At 71.2% G+C, this 23,732-nt stretch carries 23 protein-coding genes; 11 read left to right on the forward strand and 12 right to left on the reverse strand.

Features of this window, described 5'->3' with window-relative positions; translation table 11 throughout:
• Window positions 1–14: 14 nt before the first annotated feature.
• The 3 genes from G3I60_RS05945 to G3I60_RS05955 are packed head-to-tail and all read right to left on the reverse strand — an operon-like array spanning window position 15 to window position 6,834.
• Window positions 15–4,697: an FtsK/SpoIIIE domain-containing protein gene (locus G3I60_RS05945; RefSeq protein WP_164293884.1), complete on the reverse strand. Its 4,683-nt coding sequence runs from the start codon at window positions 4,695–4,697 to the stop codon at window positions 15–17.
• Window positions 4,694–6,277 (reverse strand): hypothetical protein, encoded by a 1,584-nt coding sequence (locus tag G3I60_RS46270; protein WP_343241021.1) that lies wholly within the window; start codon window positions 6,275–6,277, stop codon window positions 4,694–4,696. Before G3I60_RS46270 ends, G3I60_RS05945 begins: the two co-directional genes overlap by 4 nt.
• Window positions 6,274–6,834 (reverse strand): sigma-70 family RNA polymerase sigma factor, encoded by a 561-nt coding sequence (locus G3I60_RS05955; RefSeq protein WP_138358501.1) that lies wholly within the window; start codon window positions 6,832–6,834, stop codon window positions 6,274–6,276. Before G3I60_RS05955 ends, G3I60_RS46270 begins: the two co-directional genes overlap by 4 nt.
• A gap of 455 nt (window positions 6,835–7,289) precedes the next feature.
• Here G3I60_RS05955 and G3I60_RS05960 point away from each other — a divergent pair, with 455 nt between their 5' ends.
• Window positions 7,290–8,396, forward strand: coding sequence for an LLM class flavin-dependent oxidoreductase (locus tag G3I60_RS05960; protein WP_164293960.1), 1,107 nt, complete (start codon window positions 7,290–7,292; stop codon window positions 8,394–8,396).
• 48 nt (window positions 8,397–8,444) lie between these two features.
• Complete coding sequence (locus G3I60_RS05965; RefSeq protein ID WP_164293885.1) at window positions 8,445–9,083, forward strand: FMN reductase; 639 nt, start codon at window positions 8,445–8,447, stop codon at window positions 9,081–9,083.
• Window positions 9,084–9,154: 71 nt separating this feature from the next.
• Here G3I60_RS05965 and G3I60_RS05970 read toward each other — a convergent pair whose 3' ends face one another.
• Entirely contained in the window at window positions 9,155–9,592 is a 438-nt protein-coding gene (locus G3I60_RS05970) for a nitroreductase family deazaflavin-dependent oxidoreductase (RefSeq protein WP_164293886.1), read from the reverse strand.
• A 111-nt stretch (window positions 9,593–9,703) separates the two neighbouring features.
• Window positions 9,704–9,865 (reverse strand): hypothetical protein, encoded by a 162-nt coding sequence (locus G3I60_RS44485; protein WP_164293887.1) that lies wholly within the window; start codon window positions 9,863–9,865, stop codon window positions 9,704–9,706.
• Between the two features lie 350 nt (window positions 9,866–10,215).
• On the opposite strand from G3I60_RS44485, the gene G3I60_RS05975 reads away from it, so the two are divergent.
• From G3I60_RS05975 to G3I60_RS05995, 5 genes are all read left to right on the forward strand, one after another.
• A complete protein-coding gene (locus G3I60_RS05975; protein ID WP_164606816.1) occupies window positions 10,216–11,577 on the forward strand; it encodes a glycoside hydrolase family 76 protein in 1,362 nt (453 codons plus the stop codon).
• Window positions 11,574–13,139, forward strand: coding sequence for an FG-GAP-like repeat-containing protein (locus G3I60_RS05980; RefSeq protein WP_164606754.1), 1,566 nt, complete (start codon window positions 11,574–11,576; stop codon window positions 13,137–13,139). The genes G3I60_RS05975 and G3I60_RS05980 overlap by 4 nt, the downstream gene beginning before the upstream one ends.
• A 259-nt stretch (window positions 13,140–13,398) precedes the next feature.
• Window positions 13,399–14,055, forward strand: coding sequence for a hypothetical protein (locus G3I60_RS05985; protein ID WP_138358509.1), 657 nt, complete (start codon window positions 13,399–13,401; stop codon window positions 14,053–14,055).
• A 141-nt stretch (window positions 14,056–14,196) separates the two neighbouring features.
• On the forward strand, window positions 14,197–14,454 hold the full coding sequence (locus G3I60_RS05990; protein WP_164293889.1) for a hypothetical protein: 258 nt from the start codon (window positions 14,197–14,199) through the stop codon (window positions 14,452–14,454).
• Between the two features lie 80 nt (window positions 14,455–14,534).
• On the forward strand, window positions 14,535–14,678 hold the full coding sequence (locus tag G3I60_RS05995; RefSeq protein ID WP_164606756.1) for a hypothetical protein: 144 nt from the start codon (window positions 14,535–14,537) through the stop codon (window positions 14,676–14,678).
• A gap of 30 nt (window positions 14,679–14,708) precedes the next feature.
• Here the strand turns inward: G3I60_RS05995 and G3I60_RS46275 are convergent, their stop codons facing one another.
• Window positions 14,709–14,939, reverse strand: coding sequence for a DUF6011 domain-containing protein (locus tag G3I60_RS46275; protein WP_275405907.1), 231 nt, complete (start codon window positions 14,937–14,939; stop codon window positions 14,709–14,711).
• Between the two features lie 75 nt (window positions 14,940–15,014).
• Here G3I60_RS46275 and G3I60_RS46280 point away from each other — a divergent pair, with 75 nt between their 5' ends.
• Window positions 15,015–15,146 (forward strand): hypothetical protein, encoded by a 132-nt coding sequence (locus tag G3I60_RS46280; RefSeq protein WP_275405908.1) that lies wholly within the window; start codon window positions 15,015–15,017, stop codon window positions 15,144–15,146.
• 114 nt (window positions 15,147–15,260) lie between these two features.
• On the opposite strand, the gene G3I60_RS06000 is transcribed toward G3I60_RS46280, so the two are convergent.
• On the reverse strand, window positions 15,261–16,424 hold the full coding sequence (locus tag G3I60_RS06000) for a glycoside hydrolase family 64 protein (RefSeq protein ID WP_343241024.1): 1,164 nt from the start codon (window positions 16,422–16,424) through the stop codon (window positions 15,261–15,263).
• A gap of 327 nt (window positions 16,425–16,751) precedes the next feature.
• On the opposite strand from G3I60_RS06000, the gene G3I60_RS06005 reads away from it, so the two are divergent.
• Window positions 16,752–17,588 (forward strand): DUF1932 domain-containing protein, encoded by an 837-nt coding sequence (locus G3I60_RS06005; RefSeq protein ID WP_164606758.1) that lies wholly within the window; start codon window positions 16,752–16,754, stop codon window positions 17,586–17,588.
• A 93-nt stretch (window positions 17,589–17,681) separates the two neighbouring features.
• Here G3I60_RS06005 and G3I60_RS06010 read toward each other — a convergent pair whose 3' ends face one another.
• Together G3I60_RS06010 and G3I60_RS06015 are read right to left on the reverse strand one after the other, a co-directional pair.
• Window positions 17,682–19,175, reverse strand: coding sequence for a metallophosphoesterase (locus G3I60_RS06010; protein ID WP_164293893.1), 1,494 nt, complete (start codon window positions 19,173–19,175; stop codon window positions 17,682–17,684).
• Between the two features lie 179 nt (window positions 19,176–19,354).
• Window positions 19,355–19,828, reverse strand: a complete 474-nt coding sequence (locus G3I60_RS06015; protein ID WP_164293894.1) for a VOC family protein — start codon at window positions 19,826–19,828, stop codon at window positions 19,355–19,357.
• Between the two features lie 201 nt (window positions 19,829–20,029).
• On the opposite strand from G3I60_RS06015, the gene G3I60_RS06020 reads away from it, so the two are divergent.
• Window positions 20,030–21,247 (forward strand): M20 family metallopeptidase, encoded by a 1,218-nt coding sequence (locus tag G3I60_RS06020; RefSeq protein ID WP_164293895.1) that lies wholly within the window; start codon window positions 20,030–20,032, stop codon window positions 21,245–21,247.
• Between the two features lie 196 nt (window positions 21,248–21,443).
• Here the strand turns inward: G3I60_RS06020 and G3I60_RS06025 are convergent, their stop codons facing one another.
• From G3I60_RS06025 to G3I60_RS06035, 3 genes are all read right to left on the reverse strand, one after another.
• Window positions 21,444–21,779, reverse strand: a complete 336-nt coding sequence (locus G3I60_RS06025; protein ID WP_138358523.1) for an Lsr2 family protein — start codon at window positions 21,777–21,779, stop codon at window positions 21,444–21,446.
• Window positions 21,780–21,932: 153 nt separating this feature from the next.
• Window positions 21,933–22,295 (reverse strand): DUF296 domain-containing protein, encoded by a 363-nt coding sequence (locus tag G3I60_RS06030; protein ID WP_164293896.1) that lies wholly within the window; start codon window positions 22,293–22,295, stop codon window positions 21,933–21,935.
• A gap of 160 nt (window positions 22,296–22,455) precedes the next feature.
• Complete coding sequence (locus tag G3I60_RS06035; protein WP_164293897.1) at window positions 22,456–23,049, reverse strand: GNAT family N-acetyltransferase; 594 nt, start codon at window positions 23,047–23,049, stop codon at window positions 22,456–22,458.
• A 101-nt stretch (window positions 23,050–23,150) separates the two neighbouring features.
• Here G3I60_RS06035 and G3I60_RS06040 point away from each other — a divergent pair, with 101 nt between their 5' ends.
• Window positions 23,151–23,570, forward strand: coding sequence for an SRPBCC family protein (locus G3I60_RS06040; protein WP_164293898.1), 420 nt, complete (start codon window positions 23,151–23,153; stop codon window positions 23,568–23,570).
• Window positions 23,571–23,732 lie beyond the last annotated feature (162 nt).

A 23,732-nucleotide genomic window follows, 5' to 3' on the forward strand; every position in this document is an offset into this window, starting at 1 on the left:
AGGCCCACGACGGATCAGGCGTCGTCCGCCCGCAGCACCGTCTCCGGGACGAGCACCGACACCAGCAGACCCGACACCGGGTCGACGGTCAGCCCGCGGCCGGGCGTCGGCCGGCCGCGCAGCAGGTCGTACGGGACGCGGATGCCCAGCAGATCGCCCTCGGCCGGGGACTGCGGGGACAGCAGGACGCCCTTGCGGACCCGTCGTACCTGGCCCAGCCAGCCGATGCCCGCCGAGGTGAGGGTCTCCGCGGTGGCGGCGACCGCCAGCCCGTAGCCGCGGTCGCGTCCGGTGGCCGCGATGTCACGGAGCACCGAGTCGGCGGCCGGCATCTGGGCGAGCAGGTCCGCGTCGTCCACCAGCACGACCGCGGGCCCGGTCCCGGACTCCAGCGCCTCGCGGACCTCGTCGGCCATCGGGTCGGGCGACTCCAGCACGACGGCCTGCGGGTGCCTGCGCAGCCCGCGCAGCGGCGACTCGCGCGGGGTGATCGCCACCACCCGGGTCCCGCCGGCCAGCAGCGAGACCGCGAGACTGGCCAGCGCGGTGGAACGGCCCGCCCCGGGAGGACCGCTGATGAGGAACGACGGCGAGTCCGCCGCGAAGTCCACACCCACCGGCTCCAGATCGTCGCCGCCGATCCCCAACAGCCCCCACAGGGGACGCCGCTGGGCCGCCGGCACCTTCGCGTAGGCATCGGTGAACGTCACCTGCTTCGGCAGCGTCATCACCCGGGCCGGGCGCCGGGCGGCCGGGACGTCCCGGTCGCGGCGCGTCGCCACGGCGCCGATGCGCTGCAGCGCCTCCGCCTGTTCGCGGCCGGTGGGCACGCCGCCCGACACCTCGCCGAGCAGCGCCACCTGCACCTCCGCGGCGCTGCCGCCGCGCCAGCCGCGCCCCGGCGGGACCACGGCCGGGATCAGCTTCGCCGGGATACCCGCCAGCATGTACTCGCTGCGGTCGGTGAGCCGCAGCAGCAGCCGCTCGTCGTTGAGTGAGGCGACCTTGCCGGACAGCAGGGCGCGTTCCGAGGTGGCGATCACGTGCACGCCCATCGGCGCGCCCTCGCGGATCAACGCGGTGAGCTCCTGGACGGGCCGGCCGCCGTCGTGGTCGCCGAGCAGGGCGGTCAACGAGTCCCAGCCGTCGATCAGGACCACCAGGTGGGCGGGCCGCTCGGCCGCCGGCAGCAGGGTGCGCAGCTCGGCGAGGTTGGCCACGCCGTGCTGGGTCAGCAACTCCTGACGGCGGCCCATCTCCCCGAGGAGGCGGGCCAGCAGGCGGTTGAGGCGTTCCAGGTCGGCCCGGGGGACGACGGCACCGCAGTGCGGCAGCGCGCTGAGCGCCGCGAGCGCGCCGCCCGCCGCGTCGATCCCGTACAGGTGCACGTCCGCCGAGGAGTGCCGGCGGGCCAGCGCGCCGCCGATCGTCCGCAGCGCCTGGGAGCGCCCCGACCGCGGGGTGCCGATGATGTACAGGTGCCCGAACTGGGAGAAGTCCAGCTCCAGGGGCTCCTGTCGCTGGATGCCCGGCAGGTCGGCGAGCGCCCAGGGGACCGCGGCCAGCCGGCCGTTCGGCAGGTCCGGCCGGTCGGGCAGGTCGTGCAGCGAGACGGCGTGCTCGAGCGCCGGCAGCCACGGGCTGGGCTGGTGCGGCACGTCCAGTTCCTCCGCCGCCTCCCGGATCGCTTCGACCAGCGCCGTCAGATCGGTCGGGGCGTCGGGGTCGTCCGAGTGGTCCGGGGCGTCGGCGTCCGAGGCGTGCTCGGGGCCGGGCTCGGCGGCCGTGCGGCCCAGCAGCGACCAGTTGACCTCGCTGGTCCAGACGGGAGGCTCAGCCGTCGGCCGGGCTTCGGCCCCGGTACCGGCTGCCGCGTCCGGACGCGGCAGCTCGCCCTCGGCGCTCTTCCCCGCGCGGGGCGCTCCGACGAAGGCCGTCTGGAACGGCAGGACGGAACGGTGTCCGATCCGGGCCAGGGCGCGGCCCGGAGTCGCGGCGGAGATGGTCACCGCGTCGTTGACCTCCAGAACGTCCATGCTGTCCATGCTGTCGGTGACACGCAGCGAGATCCGCAGGTTGGTGTTGGCGCGGATGTCGGCGGTGACGACGCCGGCGGGCCGCTGCGTGGCCAGGATCAGGTGCAGGCCGAGGGAGCGGCCGCGCTGGGCGATGGAGACCAGGCCGGGGATGAACTCCTGGACGTCCCGGGCCAGGGTGGCGAACTCGTCGATGATCAGCAGCAGCCGGGGCAGCGCGGCCAGCGACGGATCGCGCCGCCGCATGGCGCGGTACTCGATATGGTCCTTGGCGCCCACGTTGGCCAGGATCCGCTCACGCCGGGTGAGTTCCGCGCCGAGGGACGCCAGGGCGCGCTCCACCAGGTGGCTGTCGAGGTCGGTGACCATGCCCAGGACGTGCGGCAGTCGCACGCAGTCCTGGAACGCGCTGCCGCCCTTGTAGTCGACGAGCACGAACGTCATCTCGTCGGGCCGGTTCACGGCGGCGAGCGAGGCGACCAGCGTCTGCAGCAGCTCGGACTTACCGGCGCCGGTGGTACCGGCGACCAACCCGTGCGGGCCGTCCTTGACCAGGTCGAAGGTGACGGGACCGGTGTAGCCGACGCCCAGCAGCGCCGCGGTGGAGGCTGGCCGGTTGGACCACCTGCGGGCCAGTTCCTCGCCGCGCGGCGGCTCCAGCTCCAGTAGGCCGAGCAGCCCGACCCGGTCCGGCAGACCGTCGGAGCCGTCAGGAGTGACGTCACGGACGGGCGCGAGGGCCCGGCCGATCCGCTCGCACCAGTCGGTGTCGACCAGGTCCGGGCGGATCTCGGTGAGGTCGGCGCTGCCGGTGCGGCGCAGCGTCACGTCCCGGGCGTTGACGACGCAGACCGAGACGCACTCCTCGGGGAGCATGCGCTCCTCCTGGTCGATGCAGATCAGGAAGACCCGGACGGCCGGGCCCTCCTTCAGCACCTGCACGACACCGGGCACGTCACGCAGCCGCCGCGCCCCGTCGAGCACCACCACGAGGTCCGGTTCGCTGAGCAGCGCCCCGCTCATCGCGGAGTTGCGGGCGCGCATCCGGGCGCGGACGGCCGAGACCAGTTCCGAGACGCGGTTGGCGACGGTCTCCGGGTCGTTGCCGAGGGTGACGGCCGGACCGCCGGAGTTCTCCGCGGAGACGCCGCCACGGCCGGGCCGGGCGTGCGGCAGCCAGCGCACCCACTCCCAGGCCGGGGCTCCCGCTGTATCGGTGAGGACGGTGATCCGCACATCGCGGGGGCTGTGCAGGATCGCCGCCTGGGCCACGGCCCAGCGGGCGAGCGCGCGGGCCGCGTCGCGCTCGCCGGCGATGCCGAGCACACCGTCACCGGCCAGGTCGACGCCGACCGGCATGTCGGGGATCCGCCAGTTGACGGAGCGGTGGTTGTCCTCGCGGGAGGTGTCCTCGACAGTGAGCAGCGAGGACTGGTTGACCGTTCCGACCCGCAGTACGAGATGGTCCGGGTGACCGCGGCGGCGCTCCCACAGGCGGGCGCCGGGGCCGACCGCCCACAGTCCGGCGTCGGCCGGGTCGGGCCCGCCCGCCACCCGCAACCGCCGTTCCCGGTCGACCTTCTGCTGGATGTCCTGCTCCAGGGAGGCGCGCCGGGCGCGGTAGCTGGCGACGCCGTCGGTGTACTCCCGGCGTCCGCTCTTGCGGCCGCTCATCCAGTTGCCGATGGCCAGGACCGGGCTGAAGACCGCGAACATCAGGTAGAAGTACGAATGGAGGATGGTGACCATGCCGACGCCGAGGAGGAGCGGCGCGAACACCACCAGCAGCGGCACCGGGCGCTTGGTGGGCGGGCTCGGCGGCGACGGCAGGACGAAGCGTTCCGGCAGCAGCGGCGGAATGATCCGCGGCGGCCGGTTGAAGTCGAGGAACGCGCCGTCGGCGGAGACGGTGACGGCCGCGTCCGCCTCGGTGGGTTCCGCCACCCGCAGCAGGAATTCGCCCAGCACCAGTTCACCGCCGAGCGGCCACTCCTGCCAGCCTCGCGGCAGCGGCTCATGGGCGTCGGCGTACGGATCGGGCAGTTCCGGGGCGGGGGCGGGCGGCAGCGGGATCGCGTCGGCGCGCGGCCGGGCCGGCGGCGGCTCGGGCGCGGACAGCGCGACGCCCTCGGCCTGATGGGTGTTGAGCAGGACGGTCCCGTTGGGACGGACGGTGATCCGCACTCCCTGCGATGGAACGTCCCGGCCCTCCAGGAGGACCGCGCTGCCCGGCAGCGGGCCGGCACCGTGCGTGCCGGGCTCCAGCAGCCAGACCCGCCCGGCGTCCCGGCCGCCGACCAGCTGGAGTTCCACCCGGGGGCCGCGCGGCAGCCGTTCGCCGTCCGCGGACCGGGACGGCGGCGGCAGCAGGTCGCGCAGCGGGCCGTAACCCCCGCTCTCCGGCGCGGCCGGGCCGCCGAGGCCGAGCCTGGCTCCGTCCCGCACCCCGGCGGCGGACAGCGGCAGCTCGGCGGGAAGCCGGCGGTCCCCCAGATACAGCGGGGGCAGTTCATCGCCGCCATGAGCACCCGTCGTCTCCCGGCCGGCAGAGGCCAGTCTGGCGACGAGCGCGCCGACGGTGGTGGCGCCGGTGGCGTCGATCATGAGATCGCGGCCCTGGTCCGGCGTTTCGGCCGGAGTGATGCTGAGGAAGAGTCTCACGGGGTGGAAGAAGTCCGATCCGGGATTTCGCCGGGGGCGGCGGGCAGGGGACGTGACGCGGCGGAGATGCCCGCTGACCGCGCGGGCGCGGCGGCGGGCTCGGGCTCCGCGAGGTCGAGGTCCGGGTCCAGGGCGAGGGCTGGGACGGCGGCAGAGGCGGCGGCCGGGGCGGGGGTTGGAGCGGGTTCCGGGTCCAGTTCCCCTTCCAGGTCCGGGTCCGGGGAGGAGTCCGGTGCGGGCGCGGGGGCGGGGACGACGGCCGTCGCGGGGAGCGGATCGCGTTCGTTCCGGGAAGGGTCCGCGGGCCGCGTCGAAGAGCCGGCGGTGGCAGCGGGCGATACGGCGGCGGGTTCGGTGAAGTCCGGGTCGCCGGAACCGGGTTCGCCGGCCGTCGCTTCGGCGGTCGTCGCCACCGGCGGCGTTTCCGCAGCTCCAGGCGCTGCGCTCACGGAACGGGTCGTCACCGGAGCCGTGGCACGAGCGCGCGACCGGAGGCGCCGGATGGCGCGGCCCACGGCCCGGCCGAGCGAGGCCGCCTCGACGTCGATCTGCATGCCGGGGCCCAGCAACCGCCCGTCGGACTCCGCGTGCAGGGTCCAGCTGGAGCCGGGGAGGCTGCCGCCGACGAGTACCCGGGCCCTGCCCTCGGCGCTCAGCACGGCCAGCCGTTCCGCCTGCTCCGGCGTCGGCATCCAGCACGCCAGGATCGGCGGCAGCCCGGCGTACGAGCCACCGTCCGGGTCCGTGTCCCCGTCCGTATCTCCGTCCGATTCCCTGTCCGGATCGGCTTCCGGTGAAGCCTCCGTGCGCTCGCGCACGGACAACTCATCGATGAGTTCGTCGAGTTCAGGACCGGGAAAACGCGGATGCAGGCCCCGTGAGACGAGGACCTCCGGCCCGTCCGGCAGGCTGTCGAGCTGCGCGGTCAGCGCGTGCACGACGCTTCGCGCCACCCGCCCGTCGCCTTCGACCACCAGCGAGGGCGGGCCGCTCAGCCAGTCGACGAGGACGACCCCCGGCACTCTGCGGTCGACACCGACGACGAGCAGCAGCCGGTCCCGGTCCTCCGCGACGGACGAGGGCTCCGGCGGCTCCGCCTGCGCCGGGGCGGACCAGGTCCACTCCCCAGGCCCGTCGGTGGCATCCGTCCACTCCCCGGAGGGGCCGAGCGGATCCCGGCCGGCGATGACCACCCGCGTCCGGTCACGCGACGGAGCGATCCACACGGTCGGGGCGTAGCAGCCGACGCCCTGGGCCGCGTCGGCGCGGTCGAGCGCCGCGCCGGCGAGCACCCGGGCCTCCGGGTCGGCGAGGAAGGACGTCAGCATCCGCGCGCAGCGACGGTGCAGCCGGTAGGCGCGGAACGGCTGGGAGAACGCGAGGCGGGTCATCCGGGTCTCCCAGACGACGCGCCGGCACGTTCGCCGGAACCCGCCCTGGGACTTGATGATCCGGGCGGCCACCCAGATCAGCAGGACCAGCGCGACCAGCAGGCCGATGATGATCAGCCAGGAGTTCCGGTCCGGCATCGCCAGGGCGAGTGGCCGCGGGCCGGCGACGGGTGCCGTCCGGCCGGTCACGCGCACTCCCGCGAGTAGGCGGCCGAACGTCGCAGGTCGCGCATCGCGTGGTGCAGACGGGACTTGACGGTTCCGGTCGGGATTCCCAGGGCGAGTGCCGTGTCAGGGCCGGAACATCCGAGCAGGTACGTGTACACCAGAACCTCACGGTGGGGGCGGGAGAGTGGGGCGAGCAGCTCGACGAGGTGGGTGCGGTCGACCACCCGGGCCTGGTCGTCCGCGACGGCGGCGGTCTCGGGCAGATACGCGGTGGGCAGGGCGGGGCGGACACCGTCCCTGCGACTCCAGTCGATGACCACGTTGCGGGCCACGGTGCAGAGCCACGGCAGACCGGGCTGGAAGCCGTCGGCGCGCCGCGACCCCGAGCCGGTGGGGGACGCCAGCCAGGCCCTCAGAAGGGTCTCCTGCACGGCGTCCTCGGCCCGCTGCGGGTCGCTGGGCAGGAGCGAGCGCACGTAGCGCAGAAGCGGTTGGCGGTGGGGTCCGATCAAAGCGGTGAACCGCTCGTCCGTCTCGCGTGTCGCGTACCGCGGGGCGGAGAGTGCCGCTGAACTCATGGTGCTGCTGCCTCGGAGTGTTCGGGGTGATCGGGGCGCCCGGCGCGCGGGGAACCGGGCGAGGGAAGGGAGCGCCGGATAGGTGGATCCACCACAGACCGCACACCCTAGTCACCGGACGCAGCCGGAGGCAAAGGCGCCAATTGGCCAAATCACCCTTGGGGAAGGCAGTTTGCGCCATCTTCGCGTGATGCGTCACCCGGCCGCGTACGGCCGCTCAGCGGGCGTCCGGCCGCGGCCCACACCCCTTCGGGCCAACGGGCGCAAGGCCTCGGAAGCGATCACCCGGCCCGTGACGGCTCCGCCGGGAACGAGTCGACCATCACACTCGGTAGCCGCCCGTGCGGGAAGCGGGTTCCCTGGCTCGACCTGCGGAAAAGGCCGGGAATAGAGACGCGGGCCCCGCCGTTCCCGGTGATAGTTGAATCAGCAACTACATGGATGTGGTGAGCACAGTGCAGTTCGGGATCTTCAGCGTCGGCGATGTCACCGCCGATCCCACCACGGGGGCGACACCCACGGAGAACGAGCGGATCAAGGCGATGGTCGCCATCGCGCTCAAGGCCGAGGAGGTCGGTCTCGACGTCTTCGCGACCGGCGAGCACCACAACCCGCCCTTCGTGCCGTCGTCGCCGACGACCATGCTCGGCTACATCGCGGCGCGCACCGAGCGGATCATCCTCTCCACCTCGACGACGCTGATCACCACCAACGACCCCGTGAAGATCGCCGAGGACTTCGCGATGCTGCAGCACCTCGCCGACGGCCGCGTCGACCTGATGCTCGGCCGCGGCAACACCGGACCGGTCTACCCGTGGTTCGGCAAGGACATCCGCCAGGGCATCCCGCTCGCGGTCGAGAACTACGCGCTGCTGCACGAGCTGTGGCGCAACGAGGTGGTCGACTGGCAGGGCACGTTCCGTACGCCGCTGCAGTCCTTCACCTCCACGCCCCGGCCGCTCGACGGCGTTCCGCCGTTCGTCTGGCACGGCTCGATCCGCAGTCCGGAGATCGCCGAACAGGCCGCCTACTACGGCGACGGGTTCTTCGCGAACAACATCTTCTGGCCGAAGGAGCACTACGTGCGGCTCATCGAGCTCTACCGGGAGCGGTTCGCCCACTACGGCCACGGCACCCCCGAGCAGGCCGTCGTCGGTCTCGGCGGGCAGGTGTTCATGCGCAGGAACTCGCAGGACGCGGTGCGGGAGTTCCGCCCGTACTTCGACAACGCGCCCGTCTACGGCCACGGCCCGTCGCTGGAGGAGTTCACCGACCAGACACCGCTGACCGTGGGCAGTCCGCAGGAGGTCATCGACAAGACCCTGACCTTCCGTGACACCTTCGGCGACTACCAGCGCCAGCTGTTCCTGATGGACCACGCGGGCCTGCCGCTGAAGACCGTCCTGGAACAGCTCGACCTGCTCGGCGAGGAGGTCGTGCCGGTCCTGCGCAAGGAGTTCGCCTCGGTCCGGCCGGCCGGGGTGCCCGACGGCCCGACCCATGCCGCTCTGGTCGCCCGCCACCGGGCGGCCGACCCGGCCGGCCCGGCCGACGCCGCCTGAGCCGTCGTATCCGCCGACCCCTGTCGACCCTCCGGAGAGAAGGAGCCCATGAACACCGTGCATCTCGTCGTCGTCTCGGCCGGCCTGAGCCAGCCGTCCTCGACCCGGCTGCTGGCCGACCGGCTCGGTGAGGCGACCCGGCGCGCGCTGAGCGACCGGGACGAGGACCGTACGGTCACGGTCCGCGTCATCGAACTGCGCGAACTCGCCGCCGACATCGCCAACCACCTGGTGACCGGTTTCCCCGGTGCGGCACTGCGGGACGCCATCGAGGCGACGGAACAGGCCGATGGCCTGATCGCCGTGACCCCGATCTTCAGCGCCTCCTACAGCGGCCTTTTCAAGTCGTTCTTCGACGTGCTCGACAACGGGGTGCTGGCCGGAAAACCCGTACTCATCGCGGCCACCGGCGGTACCGCCCGGCACTCGCTCGCACTGGAGCACGCGATGCGACCGCTCTTCGCCTATCTGCGGGCGCTCGTCATGCCGACCGCGGTCTACGCCGCATCGGAGGACTGGGGCTCAGGCGGAGACGCGACGACGGACGGTCTCGCCGCCCGCATCGCCCGCGCGGCGGGAGAGCTGGCCGACCAGCTGGCCGGCAGGCCCGCCGCCGCCCCGGCCGCGGCCGAACAAGTGGTGCCGTTCGCACAGCAGCTGGCGGCACTCCGGCCCGCAGGCCGCTGACAGCATCCACGCACCTCGATGAACCCACCGCCGGCCGCCCTGCTCAACGGGGCGGCCGGCGGTGGCATTCCTCAGGCGGACGGCAGCAGCTGGAACACCGGATGAAGCACGGACTCGGCGGCGAACTCCTCGTCCGTCGAATCCTGAGTCACATCGAAGTACGCACGGGTGACCGGGACTTCGCGCAGGTACTGGCGCAGCACCGGGACGCTCTCCGCCGGCCCGAGCTCGACGCTGCGCAGATCCTCGGAGCGGCCGCCCCGGCTGATGGTGACCTGCCCCGCGGCCCGGGTGTTGTGCACCCAGTTGGTGACTCCGTACGCGGCGACCAGCCAGCGCCGGCCGTCGGACTCCATCACATCGACGGGCGTCGAACGCGGCTGCCCCGACTTCCGGCCCCGAACGGTCAGTATGTGCCGGTACCCCTTGCCGGTACCGAAGCGGGTCATCACCGCGAACACCCGGTTCACCACCCGTGTACCGGCACCGACCCGATAGCTCTTCGCCATCACCGCTCCTGCTCTCAGCAGAGGTCCAACGGGCCCCGCAGCACTGCGGGACAGACCCCATCACGTTCCTGGATACAAGCACATCCCCGGTCGGGGATGCCCTGGCCGGGGCTATCGCGGGGCGTTCTCCGGTTCCTGGTCGAACTCACCGTCCGACTCCGCCGCGGTGAACGGGAGAAGGGCCGGCGAGAGGAACGGATCCGTCGACGGTCCCGGGGACTGCTGGTTCGGGCTGGTTTCCGGGCGGAGCGTTTCGGAGAACAACGAAGACATGGGCACCTTCTGACAATCGGTCCCGTCCGCTGAGGCGAACGGGCAGCGCTACCCGAAAGGTACACGCGTACGAATCAGCCGAGATCACACCACGCCGCCGTGGCCGGTCCCCGCCCGTCGAAAGATCATCATGTCCGGGCACATTGACGGACCCTTTCGGCCGCATTAACTTCTGTGAGCGCTCTCCGACTTCGTGCCCGTCGCTCCCCGGCCGTCAAGTCTCCGGAGGTCCCGTGAAGGCAGTCCGGTTCTTCATCATCGTGCTCGCCGGAGCACTGTCGACAACGTTGTCAGTGCCTGCTGTGTCGGCTTCGCCGGAGGCATCCTCCCTCCCTCCGGTCCAGGCCGTCATGGCGCCCGTCTGCAACAGGTACTGCGACGGCCGCGATCCCGCCCTCTCCCCGCAGGACCGCGCGCCCGTGACCGCGGGTGTCTTCTCCCGTGTCATCGACCTGCACTTCGACGACCAGGACGCGATGGGCTGGGCGTCGATCGACAACGGCAACGCCGGCGATGAGGTCTGGCTCGACCGGTCCTTCGACGGCGGCCGTACCTGGAGCTCGGGCAGCCAGCTCGGGGACGGCACCGTGCCCGCGGGCCTGCGCGGCCGGCGGACGCCGATGTACAACGTGGACGACTGGAACGCCCACGGCGTCGGCGCCCTGCGCGCCTGCGGCAAGGCCGGCGACCGGGCGGACATCGCCTGCACCGCCTGGGCGCGCTCCACCTGGAACGCGGGCGAACGGCGGACCGCGGCGGCCACCGCGCAGATGCAGTTCTACGACTACGGCACCGGACTGTTCGACACGACGGGCTGGTGGAACTCGGCGAACGCCCTGACCGCGGTCATCGACAACTTCCGTGTGACGGGCATGGCGAGCTACACGTACGCCGTCGCGCGCACCTACGACCTGAACATCAACGCCCAGGGCGGCCAGTTCCGCAACGGTTATCTCGACGACTCCGGCTGGTGGGGGCTGGCGTGGGTGGCGGCCTACGACCTCACCGGCGACAGCCGGTACCTGAGCACCGCCCGCGCGGACGCCGACCACATGGCCGCGTACTGGGACACCACCTGCGGCGGCGGGGTCTGGTGGAACACCTCGCGGACCACCAAGAACGCCATTCCCAACTCCCTGTACATCCAGCTCAACTCCGCGCTGCACAACCGGATTCCGGGCGACACCGGCTATCTGCAGCGGGCCCAGGCCGGCTGGTCCTGGTTCCAGCGGACCGGCCTGGTCAACTCCTCGCACCTCGTCAACGACGGGATCAGCATGTCCACGTGCAGGAACAACGGCAGCACCGTCTGGTCCTACAACCAGGGGACGCTCCTGGCCGGCCTCACCGAACTGCACCGCGCGACGAACGACGCGGCGGTCCTGCCCGCGGCCCGCCGGATCGCGGTCGCGGCGACGACGTCCACGGTCCTCAACACCGCCGACGGCATTCTCCGGGACCCCTGCGAGACGGGCGGGTGCGGCGCCGACGGCCCGTCCTTCAAGGGCGCTCACGTGCGCGGCCTGGCCCGGCTCGACGCGGCCCTGCCCGACCATCCGTTCACCGCCTACCTGCACCGGCAGGCGGATCGCGCGTACGCGGCCGACCGCAACCCGCTGGCCCAGTACGGCCTGCGCTGGTCGGGCCCACCGGACGCGGCGGACGCGGCCCGGCAGCAGAGCGCGCTCGACCTGATGAACGCGGCGTCATGAGCCCGCGCACCAGGACGCGGCGGATCGGCGGCGCCCTCACCGTCACCCTCGTCGGAGCCGTGGCGCTGGCGCTGCTGCCTTCCGCAGCGCACGCCGCGGAGCCCGCCCCGCCGCCCGTCCTCCGGGTGATGCCGCTGGGCGACTCGATCACCTGGGGCGTCGGCAGCGCCACGAGCTCGTCGTACCGGCTGCCGCTGTGGAACCTGGTGGCCGGCCAGTCCCGCTACTCCGTGCGGTTCGTGGGCTCCCAGGCCTCAGGAACCCTGCCGGACTTCTCCAACGAAGGGCACAGCGGCTACACCATCGACCAGATCCGCAGCGGTGTCGACGGCTGGCTGGCGGGGACGCGGCCGGATGTCGTGCTGCTCCACATCGGCATCAACGACCTGGACCGCGGCATCGACATCGCCCATGCCCCGGACCGGCTCACCGCACTGGTCGACCGCATCTTCGCCGACCGGCCCGGCATCACCGTCCTCACCATGGGTCTGATCCCGACCACTCCCGGCCTGGAGACGCAGACCGGCGTGTACAACGCGCGGCTGCGGGCCCTGGCGGGCGCGGAGCAGCAGGCCGGCAAGGAGTTCCGCTACGTCGAGCCGCCCGCGCTGACCGCCGCGGAGCGGGTCGACCGTCTGCACCCCAACGACGCCGGCTACCGGCGCATGGCCCAGCCGTTCTACGGGGCGCTGGACCGGGCGTTCACCGATGGCTGGGCGGTGGGCGGAGCGCCGTTGGCCGCGGGGACCGAGGCGGGCGGTACGGGCAAGGTCCGCTGGGCCGACTTCGACGGTGACCGCAGGGCGGACTACCTGGCCGTCGCGAGCAGCGGCGCGGTCTCCGTGCACCTCAACCGCGGTGGCGACGGGCACGGCGGCTGGTCCGACCTGGGCCGGGTCGCCGCCGGTCTCACCACCGATCCCGCCAGGGTCCGGTTCGCGGACTTCGACGGAGACGGCCGCGCCGACTACGTCCTCATCAACGCCAACGGCTCGGTCACCGTCTACCTCAACCGCGGAGGCGACGGCCACGGCGGCTGGTCCTCACTCGGCCAGATCGCCACCGGCGTCACCACCGACGCCTCCAGGGTCCGGTTCGCGGACTTCGACGGAGACGGCAGAACGGACTACGTCCTCATCAATACGAACGGCTCGGTCACCGTCTACCTCAACCGCGGAGGCGACGGCCACGGCGGCTGGTCCTCACTCGGCCAGATCGCCACCGGCGTCACCACCGACGCCACCAAAGTCCGGTTCGCGGACTTCGACGCGGACGGCCGCGCCGACTACAGCGCGATCGCCGCGAGCGGTGCCGTCCAGACGTACCTCAACCGGGGCGGTGACGGCCACGGCAGCTGGTTGTCGCTCGGCGGGATCGCGTCGGGCGTGACCAGCAACGCCGCACTGGTCTCCTTCGCCGACTTCACCGGTGACGGAAACGCGGACTACGTCCTCACCGAGGCGGGCACCAACGCCGCAGGTGTGTACAGCTGGAACGGCGGCGACGGTCACGGCGGGTGGACCGACCGCGGGCGTGTCTTCGCGGGAATCCCCATCGGCTGACCCGCCCAAAACGGCCTTCCGACTCGGCGCTTGCATCATTGTTTGCCTTGGGTTTTGCCTTTGCGGTTCCTTTGCATTCGCCTTTGCGATCACCAAGTTGACAGGAGCCGCGCAGGCGTTGACGATGAGTGACGCCCCCAAAGCCCGCGTGCCCGAGACCGGTTTCTGACGGTCTCGACGTTCACGCGATGGCGCGGGGCACCGTGCGGACACCGTTGCCTTTGGCGCGCCCGCCGTCATGAACTGTGTGGAGGAATCTGTGATATCCAAGCGCGGGCTGGTCGCCGCCACCGCAGCCGGGGCTGGCGCGCTTCTGCTCGCCACCGGTCCCGCCGTCGCCTGCAGCATCGGTGACTTCAGTGCGAACGCCGTAGCGGCGTGCGACACGAGCACCGGTACGCCGATGGCTGCGATCACGGTCACGGACAAGGACCCTTCGGGTACTCCGGCCGACATCTCCGTGGTGCTCCGCATGGCGTCCGGCATGGCGGGACCGGTGTTCGGCACCGTGCACATCGCGCACCCGACCGCGGCCGGGGTCACCAGGAAGATCCTCGTGGAGTGGGCGCCCGGATATCAGTGGTACGTCCAGGTGACGGCCGGAAACCTCGTCGCGCAGAACCTGGACGTTCTCCCCACGTCCCCCGACACCGCCTGCACGGTCCCCACGAAGCCGACGACCACGCCGGCGAAGCCGTCGTCGACCCCGACGAAGGCCACACCCGTCTCCGCGACGCCGTCCACCACGCGTCCCGCCACGCCGTCCCCTTCGGACTCCTCCAGCGCAACGGTCCTCGCGACGACCGGTGGTGGCGGCGACAGCACGACGATCGCGGCGCTCGCCAGCGCGTTCCTCCTCGTCGGCGCCGGCGGTCTGTTCGTCCTGCGCCGCCGCGCCGACACGGGTCGGCACTGACACAGCACCCTCCGACGGCACAGCTCGCGGACGACACCTTCCCCCAGGCGCTCTGGGCGTGTCGTCCGCGAGTGGTTAACTGGTCACTGTCCGTAACGGATCGGTTCGCGGCCGCCAGGCCCTGTCGTCGAGGAGACACGTATGACTTACCGCTCGAAGCTGCGCGGTGCCGTGATCGGCGCCTGTACCGCGGCTCTGGTGGCGAGTTGTGGCCTGCTGGTCCTTCCGGCGCAGGCCGCCGACGGGGCGGCACCCGCCTCCGTGGCGGCCGTTCGTCAGGAGTCGAACGCCGTCAAGCGGGTCACAGCCTTCTACGACCAGTACCGGGCCGCCGTCGAAGGCACCAACCCGGCCATGAACCCGCGCGAGGTCCGCAACGAGTTCCTCACCCCGCGCTGAACCACAAGCTCGATGCCTGGGCCGAGACGAACGTGGCCGACCCGGTCTTCCGAGCACAGAACGTTCCGGCGGACAGGTCCGTGCGGTACGAGGGCAGCGGCGCCGGCCACGCGACGGTGGTCGTGACCGAGTACTGGGGCTCCGGCTCCCCCACCGAGGTCTGGTACCAGGCCCCTCTCGACGGCTCCCGCATCTCCGACCTGACAGACCCGCCCCCCGCCTGACCCGGCCGCCTCCCCGCCCCCGGCCCGGCGTCAGGTCCCGGGCAGCTGCTCCTGCTCGACATCATTGACCCCCGGCCGGGGCGCACTACGGGTATCAAGCTTGTTCCGGCACCCCTCCCCCAGCCCCCACAACCGCGATTCCGGATCGTTCAACGGCCGCCCACAGAGCCGACACAGCACCCGCGGACGCCCGCCGACCGGCTCGTCGGAGGTGGCGAAGCCGGGCAAGGTCGCGGGGTCGGATTCCGGTTCGTGAAGCATGGCCCCAGGTCTATCAGCTCGCGGTGCCGCCCGGGCGGCCCGGTGGGGTGATCGCTGATCACTACTATCGGGCCCATGTCCAGTGACAGCGGGATCGTAGGCGCCGACACCGGCCTTCCGGCGAAAGGGGTCTCCTGGGTCGAGCTCTCCTTCGACCTCGTCTATGTGTACGTCCACCGGCAGCGAACGCACTCACCGGCCGCCTGACGCCGGCGGACGACCCGACGACAGCCGCGACAGCCGCGGCGGCCACGCGGCGCCGCCCGCCCGGGGGCTTCCGGGCGGGCGGCGTTACTGCGACGACAGGACTCAGGACCGCGCCTAGTTGAACGGGTCCAGAGTGATGTACGCCTGCTGCGGGTTCGAGTCGTTCACCAGCGACTCGTGGTTGCCGACGTCGTCGAAGGCGAAGGCGTACGCCTTGCCGTCGACCATCTGCGCGTGGATCTTCCGGGCGAAGTGGTTGGTCACCGCGTCCTGGTAGAAGCTCGCTGAGCTCGTGTCGGGCTGGTTCGCGTTGACGAGCAGCGTCGAGCGGTTGTACGCCGCGCACAGGGTGCGGGAGATCGGGCCGCGCACCAGGTCGTTCGGCGCGTCCAGCAGCTTGTAACAGCCGAAGATGCTGTCGGCGTCGGGCTTCTGGAAGGTGGTGACCACCGCGCCTGAGCTGTTGGTGAAGTTCATGACGTTGCCGGAGACCTTGCCGAAGTACTTGGTGTTCGGCTGGTCGGCGAACGGCGTCACGGTCAGCGTGGAGCTCGCGTACTTGCTCCACACCCGGTTGATGTAGTCGTTCATCACGGTGGCCGGCAGCGCGCCGGACTCGATGCCGTGGCCGGGCGCGAGCGCGCGCAGCACGGTGCCGTCGGCGCGGGTCTGGATCAGATGGGCCCAGCCGCCCGGCTGACCGCGCAACGCGCTGTAGAAGCCGTTGTATCCGCCCGGCTTGAGGTGGCCGGTGGACTTGGTCGAACCGTTGGGAAGCTTGACGCCTACGGCGTAGGGCGCCGAGAACATGTCGACCTGGGTGCTGTTGATCCACAGCCCGGAGTCGTTGAGCGTGTATTCGGACCAGTTGAAGAGAATGTTGTGGTTCGGGTCGCTGGGATTCTGCACGGCGGGCTGCACCAGCCCGCCGAGGGCCAGTTTGAAGACGAGCTTCTGGCCGTAGGAGAAGTAGACCCGTCCGGAGAACTTCGGCATCCGGAGCGTCATGGACTTGCCGTTGGCAGGTCCCGTGATCGCGGCGTCCGGCGCCGGGGCGGGGGGATTGGCACCGCCGGGCCAGGCGTGGAACGTACCGTTCGCGTCGGCCCAGCCCTGCCGGCCCGTCGAGAGCTGCGTCCCGAGGTTGTAGATGTAGATCTGCTCGCCGCGGCCGGAGTTGTTCGTAAAGGTGAGCGGAATCGTCGCGGGTATCGCGGCTCCGGCGGGCGCGATGGGCCCGATGGTGGCGAGACCTGTGCCGATGACCGCCGCCGATATCAGCGACACCAACAGCTTCCATTTTTTGGCGAACACGCTTGCTCCTTGCTCTTGCACACCACGTGGGGGGAGGTGGGGGGTCGGGGCCGGTACGGCCGCCCGGGGGCCGGCTCCTGGCCGGGTGGTCCGGACCACCCGGGCTGAGAGCGCTCTCAGAATGCGAGCGCAGCAGTGCCCTGTCAATGGTCCGGACAGAAACTGCTCCAACTCCGACAAGCCCCCTGAGGAAGATCCCGGTTTGACGAACAGCCCGCCCGGGCCCGTACCGTCGACACGGTCGTCGACGCGATCGACGCCCTGCCGAAAACCTATGAAGGAGCCTCACCCGTGGCCAAGCCGATCGTCGGGATCCTCCACCCGGGCAGCATGGGTGCGGCCGTCGCCGCCCAGGCCGCGACCCACGCGGCGACCGTGCTGTGGTGCCGAGCCGGGCGCAGTGAGCGGACCGTGGCCCGCGCCACCCGGTTCGGGCTGGAACCCGTCCCGACGGCGGCCGAGTTGCTGGAACGGGCGGACATCGTCATCAGCCTGTGCCCGCCGGCCTCGGCCGAGGACGTGGCGCGGGAGGCCGGCACGCACGGGTTCGAGGGCCTGTACGTGGAGGCCAACGCCATCTCGCCGGAGCGCATGGAGCGGATCGTGGGCCTGCTGCCGGAGGCGCTGGTCCTCGACGGCGCGGTGACCGGGACTCCCCCGTCCGGCGGTGAGGCGCCGACGCTCTACCTCTCAGGGCTCGCGCCCGCGGCGGCCGTCGTGGAGAAGCTCTTCGCCGGAACGGACGTGACGACGAAGGTGCTCGGAGCCGAGGTCGGCCAGGCCTCCGCGCTCAAACTCGCCTATGCGGGCCTTCGGAAGACGTCCCAGGTGATGGCCGCGTTGTCGCTCGGGATGGCACAGGAGCACGGCGTCGGGCAGGAGCTCATCGCCCTCACGTCGCGCCTCACCGGCTCCCCACTCGCCGAACCGGGTCGCATCGCGGGTACGGCCGCCCGGGCCTGGCGTTGGGGACCCGAACTGGAGGAGGCCGCCGACCTGGCGGCCGCCGCCGGCCTGCCGGACGACCTGCTGCGGGCAGCCGCCCACACTCTCGCCCGCTGGAACGACAGCAAGGACGACGACTCCCTCAGCGCCGAGGAGGCCCTGCGGCGGCTTCGCCGCGCCTGACCGTCGTCGCAGCGCCGTGGAGCGGAGGTGGCGGCAACCGGCGGAAACACCGCGCCACCGTCCGCCCCGCCAACTGCCCGCCGGTGGTAACGCTCAGCCGAGTGGGATCGTGAAGTCGTCCTCGACCGGCGGGGCGACTTCCTGCTCGCGGTAGCCGGTGGCCGCGAAGCACCGGATCCGCAGGTCCTGCGGGGTGACGTCCAGGCGCAGGAAGCTCTTGAAGAACGGCGGGGTGTACGTCACCGAACCCGGTGAGAGCACCTGTGTGTAGATCTTGCGGACCGGGAGCCGGAACCAGGACCTGCCGTGCGGACGGGAGGGCACCCCGAGAAGGGAGGCGACCAGTCGGGTCCGCAGGGTCACCGCAGCCGTCGTCGTGCGTGTCGGGGGAATGCCGAGCCTTTTGGCGATGACCGCCGACGCCTGCTCGGAGGTGAGTGCGAAGAATCGTTTCATCCGCAACCGCCGACCGTAGAGCCCGCTGTAGAAGGCCAGCGAGTCCCCGCGCAGCGGATAGCAGCGGAAATCCTGCTCGGTGACTCCGGCCACCGTCACCCGCGGAATGATGTGGGTGGCGTGCATGAACGCTCCGCCGCCGCCCGAGACGACGTACTCGATGGTGCGGCCGTCCACATCCACCGGATAGTGCTGGTAGTTGTGGATGTCACCGCCGATGGCCGCCACAAAGTGGCAGTCCGCGTCGCGGACTATCTCATCGACGGTGCCGCCGCCCTCGATGGCGCACGGATGGTACTTGTCGTCCACGTATATCGGTGAACCGGTCACGAGGATCTTGGGCCTGGGGCCCTGGGAGACGCGGCGCAGCCACTCCCCCTGCTCCTTGTCGATCCCGCCCAGCAGCCCGGTGTCGATGCCGATGATGCGCAGCGGCCCCGAATCGATGGCCCAGTACGGTCCGGGCTGCTCGGACTGTTGCGCGGGGGCCGACCGCAGCGAGCGCGCCTCCGCCAGCCGCTGCTCGTCGGCGGCCGCCGGGCTCTTCCACAGCAGCGTCCGCCACCAGCCGGCCGACAGTACCTTCGGGCGGGCGGCCGCGGGCAGCGCCAGTGCCTCGCAGAAGACCCGCATGAATCCCGTCAGACCGTCGTACCAGTCGTGGTTGCCGGGTATCGCGTAGATCGGCGCGTTGTAGTCCCGGTAGGGCCGGAAGAACTTGGGCCCGTAGTCGTCGGCGCTGCCGACGGGGTAGATCACGTCACTCGACAGCACCGCGAAGCGGGAGCCCTCGCCTGCCTCCAGCAGTCCGGGAACCACGGCGTACTGGGGCGCGTCGCCCTCGCCGGTGTCCGCGATGAGCATGAACGAGTAGGTTTCCGGGTCGTCCCGCTCGATGACGAAGTCCGCCGGGACCCCGCGGTCTCGCTGCCGGGCCACCCAGCGTTGTCGTTCCTCGTTGGTCGGGTCACCGAAGAGGGAGGCGAGCGGTCCGTTGCGGGCGCTCCACAGGGTCGCCGGGTTCAGCCAGGAGAGCTTTTTGACCCGCTCCGGCATCAGGCTCTCGAACTGGCCGGGCTCCTGGCCGTGCCATCCGGCACCGGTCGCTGAATCGCGCGAAGAAACTGACACCGGCGCACCCTAGCAACCCCCCGTCCGGCGAACCGATTTGGAGCCCGTTCCCGGTTCGTCGCGAGGAACCGCAGGGAGTGGCGGGGAGCCGCAGGCGGTCGGAGCGGCGGCGCGGGCCGCGTCCGGACAACGTCCGTCCGGGCCCGCGCCGCGGCTCCCGCAGTTGTCACCGTTCGCGGCTACGCCTCGTCCGCGGCGGCGTAGATGGCGGCCACATCGAGCTTCTTCATCCCGAGGACGGCCGACATCGCCCGCTGGGCGCGGCCGGGGTCCGCGTCGTTCAGCAGCTCGTCCATTCCGGCGGGGACGACCTGCCAGGACAGCCCGTACTTGTCCTTCAGCCAGCCGCACGGGCCCTCCTCGCCGCCTTCGGAGAGCTTGCTCCAGTAGTGGTCGATCTCCTTCTGGTCGGCGCAGTTGATCATCAGCGAGACCGCCTCGGTGAAGGTGAACTCCGGACCGCCGTTGATCGCGATGTACTCCTGGCCGTCGAGCACGAAGGCGACCGTCAGCACCGTTCCCGCCGGCCGCGGACCGGCGTCGTTGTAGTGCGTGATGCTCGTGATCTCCGAATTCGGGAACACGGAGACATAGAACTCGGCGGCCTCCTTGCCCTCGGTGTCGAACCAGAGGTTGGGGGTGATCCGCGGCATGGGACTCTCCTCGCTTCGTCGGTGTTCTGCCCTGCTCCTGTATTGACCGTCGCACCGGTCGAAAGTCATCGCTACTCAGGAAGAAATATGGGAGCCCGGGGTGGCGGGGCACGGCCCGCCCCGACGGGCCGGTCCTCGACGTTCCCTGCCAAGACGCCCGATAGCGGCGAGGATGGGAGAACGACCTCGTCAGGAGATGCCATGACTGATGCAGCACACCGTCATGCCGGCCTTCGCCGGTCCGCCGCCACGTTCCAGGCCGAGCTGGTGGCACTGCGCCGGGCGCTGCACCGGGAGCCGGAGATCGGACTGGACCTGCCGTTGACGCAGGCCAGGGTGCTGGCCGCGCTGGAGGGGCTGCCGCTGGAGATCACCCTCGGCAAGCAGCTCTCTTCCGTCACCGCCGTGCTGCGTGGCGCGCTGCCGGGACCTGTGGTGCTGCTGCGCGGGGACATGGACGCGCTGCCGGTGCAGGAGTCCAACGACGTGCCGTACGCCTCCGCCGTGGCCGGGGTGATGCACGCCTGCGGCCACGACCTGCACACCGCGGCGCTGGTCGGCGCCGTACGGCTGCTCTGCGAGCGGCGCGACGAGCTGGCCGGGACGGTGGTGTTCATGTTCCAGCCCGGCGAGGAGGGCCTGGGCGGCGCCCGGCTGATGATCGAGGAAGGTGTGCTGGAGGCAGCGGGGAGCAGGCCCGTCGCCGCGTACGCCCTGCATGTCGCCGCCTCGCAGCTGCCCAACGGCTGGGTCGCCACCCGCCCCGGACCGATCATGGCTGCGGCCGACACCCTCACTGCGACGATGCACGGACGCGGCGGGCACGGCTCCAGTCCCCATCTCGCCCTGGATCCGATCCCGGCCGCCTGCGCGGCCGTCACCGCACTGCAGACCATGGTGACCCGCCGTTTCGACGCGTTCGATCCGGTCGTGGTCAGCGTCGGCAGCTTCCACGCCGGCACCGCCGAGAACGTCATCCCGGACGAGGCGGTCTTCGGCGCCACCATCCGCTCCTTCTCGCCCGAGGCGCGGGCCCGCGTGCTGGAGGAGGCGCCCCTGGTCGTCCAGGGAATCGGCCGGGCACACGGGCTGACGGTGGAGGCGGTCGTCACCGAGGGCTACCCGGTCACCGTCAACGACCCCGAGGAGATGGCCTTCGCGGCCGAGACGGCCCGCCAACTCCTGGGAGCGGGCCGCTACCTCGACATGCCGCGCCCGGTCGCCGGCTCCGAGGACTTCGCCGTCGTCGCCGAACTCGTCCCGTCGGCCTATCTGATGCTCGGCGCCTGTCCGGCCGACCGCGACCCGTCCACCGCCGCGTACAACCACTCCCCGCAGGCCGCCTTCGACGACTGCGTCCTGGGCGACGCGGCGGCGCTCCTCGCCGAACTGGCGCTGGGCCGGACGGTCAGAGGCTGAGAGCCTGCCGAGGGAATCGGGTGGCGGACCGTCCGCGGCCCGGCAACTCGCCGACGACAGAAGGACTTCGGGTACTCGTCGTCGCGGACGCGGAATTCCGGCTGCGCGGGCAACGGCAGCCATGGCAACGGACGACGACGGCCCCGGAGCTCCGGAAGAGCGACGGGGCCGTCGTAGGACGAGACGAGTACGGGTTTCAGTGCGCCTTTTCGTATGCCTCGCGAACCGCCGCGGGGACGCGCCCGCGGTCGTTCACGTCATAGCCGTTCTCCTTGGCCCAGGCCCGGATCTTGGCGGTGTCCTCGGAACCGGCGCCGGCGAGCTTGCGCGGTCCGCTCGCGCCCTTGTTCCGGCCCACCTTGTGTCCGGCCGCAATGAAGGGGTTCAGCGCTTCGAGAAGAGAGTCGAAGCTGTCAGGGGCGAGGTCGATTTCATAGACAACGCCATCAACGGCGAACGTGTGAGTGGCCGCCTCCGCCGACTCTTTGCCGGTGAGGTCGTCGGTGTAAATGGTTACGATTTTCTGAGCCATAGGCCGCAGATTAGCAGTAATGCGGGGGGTCGTATAGAAATCACTTACCGTCCGCTCACGTGTACGGACGGGTAGCACGACAGAGCGATCCGGTGCTCCGCCCGGGCCGCTATAGGGGCCCGCTCCGACTCCGCATAGCGCCCCGCCGGGAGTTCACGGACGGCCGCCCGAACTATGCGGGAAGCGCGGGGAGTACAGTACGTAGGCCCGCACAAAGTGCGTTTCCACCCGAGCATGGAGCAGATGCCCAGCGATGGCCTTATCGCCTGCTATCGCCAGAACGGCATGAATGTGAACGTCGCCGTCCCGGATCTCCCCCGTTCCGCCGAGTTCGGCGGGACAGGTGTAGTACGTGCGCTGATCCTTCGTGGCATCGGTCCCGGACATCGTCGAGACGGTAAAAGCGTCCACCGCGCCGATCAGGGACACGATGGCCCCGTCCGCGATGCCCGCAGTCGCCGCCTGGTCCGCTATCGACTCCATCAGCTCGCCGCGGCGTACCTCGAATACGTGCATACGATCACTCCCCAGCGCAATGCGGGCTACGGACCCGGAGCCTATCGGCGCGTCCCGCGGCCGCGGGTGGATTTCCTCCATCGACGTGGCCGCACCGCTTCAGGGCTTCTTCCCGCCTCCTCTTGGTCTCTTCCCGGCCGCTTCCCGGAGAATCGGCGGCTCACGCGATCGGAGCGGCATCCTTTTCCGTGCGCCCGCTCGGACCGCCGGACGATTCCCGCCACTCCTCGCGCAACATCCCGAACAGCACGTTGTCGTACCACTCCCCCGCCACCAGCACGGCTTCCCTTCGCCGGCCCTCCTCACGGAACCCGGCCTTGGCGAAGGCGTGGACGGCCCGCTCGTTGCCGCTCCAGGTGTCGAGTTCGACCCGGTGCAGTCGGCAGGTGTCGAAGAGATGCGCCACGAGCAGGCGCAGCGCTTCGGTCCCATGTCCCCGGCCCCAGCGGTCCCGTTCACCGATGGTGATGCCGACCGTGGCCCGCCCCGCGAACGGGTCGAGGTCGCGGTAGTCGGCCATGCCGATCGGCCTGCCGTCGACCAGGTCCTCCACGGTGAAGACCCGTGAGTCGGCGGGATCGAGGCCCAGCATCGTGTCGAAGCCGCGCTCCACGGCGACCCGGGTGACGGGGCCGAAGCGCGGATCGCCGCCGGTGGCCCAGTGCACCACCTCCGGGTCGTTGCGCCAGCGGACGTGATGGTCCAGGTCCTCCGCGTGCAACGCGCGGAGTCTCACCAGGTTTCCTTCGATCATCAGCGCATCGTAGATCGCCGCAGAAGCGGGGCACCAACCGCTGGACAGATAGTCGTCGCGCAGATAATCTATGGATAGATTAACCAGTCGAGGAGGCCACCATGTGGGAATACGAGAGCAGCATCGAGACCCGCGCCACCCCCCAGGCGGTCTGGCGGCTCTGGGCGGACGTCGAGAACTGGGGCGCTTGGAACGCCGAGATCGAGAAGATCGAGATCAGCGGCCCGTTCGCACCCGGCGCGCGGATCACGATGACGCCGCCCGGCGACGACCCGGTACTGCTCGTCGTCGCCGAGGCGGTCGAGAACGAGATGTTCGTCGACGAGGCCCGGTTCGGCGATCTGTTGCTGCGGACCATGCACAGGATCGAACGGCTCGGCCAGGACCGGATCCGAGTGGTGTACCGGATGGAGATCAGCGGCGCCGGCTCCGACGAGGCGGGACCGCAGATCGGCCCGGGCATCACCGCCGACTGGCCCGACACGCTGGCGTCGCTGGCCGCCCTGGCATCGCGGGGCTGATGGCGCCACTGCGGGACCTCCGAAACCCGGCCGGAGTCCGGCCCGATGGCCCGATCGGTCGGCGACACCGGTACGGCCCGCGGCCCCGGTCCGTCCCGCCGCTCCAGCGGAGCGGCGGGACCGGGCCTCGTCCCCTGCGTCTGCAGCACACGGCCCTTCGCT

Source organism: Streptomyces sp. SID13666 (assembly GCF_010548325.1).
Classification (GTDB): Bacteria; Actinomycetota; Actinomycetes; order Streptomycetales; family Streptomycetaceae; genus Actinacidiphila; species Actinacidiphila fildesensis.

Excerpts from the sequence above, each read along its gene's own strand:
- G3I60_RS05955 (WP_138358501.1), bottom strand. The coding sequence starts at position 6,834 with ATGAGTTCAGCGGCACTCTCCGCCCCGCGGTACGCGACACGCGAGACG.
- G3I60_RS05965 (WP_164293885.1), top strand. The coding sequence starts at position 8,445 with ATGAACACCGTGCATCTCGTCGTCGTCTCGGCCGGCCTGAGCCAGCCG.
- G3I60_RS05970 (WP_164293886.1), bottom strand. The coding sequence starts at position 9,592 with ATGGCGAAGAGCTATCGGGTCGGTGCCGGTACACGGGTGGTGAACCGG.
- G3I60_RS44485 (WP_164293887.1), bottom strand. The coding sequence starts at position 9,865 with ATGTCTTCGTTGTTCTCCGAAACGCTCCGCCCGGAAACCAGCCCGAAC.
- G3I60_RS05975 (WP_164606816.1), top strand. The coding sequence starts at position 10,216 with ATGGCGCCCGTCTGCAACAGGTACTGCGACGGCCGCGATCCCGCCCTC.
- G3I60_RS05980 (WP_164606754.1), top strand. The coding sequence starts at position 11,574 with ATGAGCCCGCGCACCAGGACGCGGCGGATCGGCGGCGCCCTCACCGTC.
- G3I60_RS05990 (WP_164293889.1), top strand. The coding sequence starts at position 14,197 with ATGACTTACCGCTCGAAGCTGCGCGGTGCCGTGATCGGCGCCTGTACC.
- G3I60_RS46275 (WP_275405907.1), bottom strand. The coding sequence starts at position 14,939 with ATGCTTCACGAACCGGAATCCGACCCCGCGACCTTGCCCGGCTTCGCC.
- G3I60_RS46280 (WP_275405908.1), top strand. The coding sequence starts at position 15,015 with ATGTCCAGTGACAGCGGGATCGTAGGCGCCGACACCGGCCTTCCGGCG.
- G3I60_RS06015 (WP_164293894.1), bottom strand. The coding sequence starts at position 19,828 with ATGCCGCGGATCACCCCCAACCTCTGGTTCGACACCGAGGGCAAGGAG.
- G3I60_RS06020 (WP_164293895.1), top strand. The coding sequence starts at position 20,030 with ATGACTGATGCAGCACACCGTCATGCCGGCCTTCGCCGGTCCGCCGCC.
- G3I60_RS06025 (WP_138358523.1), bottom strand. The coding sequence starts at position 21,779 with ATGGCTCAGAAAATCGTAACCATTTACACCGACGACCTCACCGGCAAA.
- G3I60_RS06030 (WP_164293896.1), bottom strand. The coding sequence starts at position 22,295 with ATGCACGTATTCGAGGTACGCCGCGGCGAGCTGATGGAGTCGATAGCG.
- G3I60_RS06035 (WP_164293897.1), bottom strand. The coding sequence starts at position 23,049 with ATGATCGAAGGAAACCTGGTGAGACTCCGCGCGTTGCACGCGGAGGAC.
- G3I60_RS06040 (WP_164293898.1), top strand. The coding sequence starts at position 23,151 with ATGTGGGAATACGAGAGCAGCATCGAGACCCGCGCCACCCCCCAGGCG.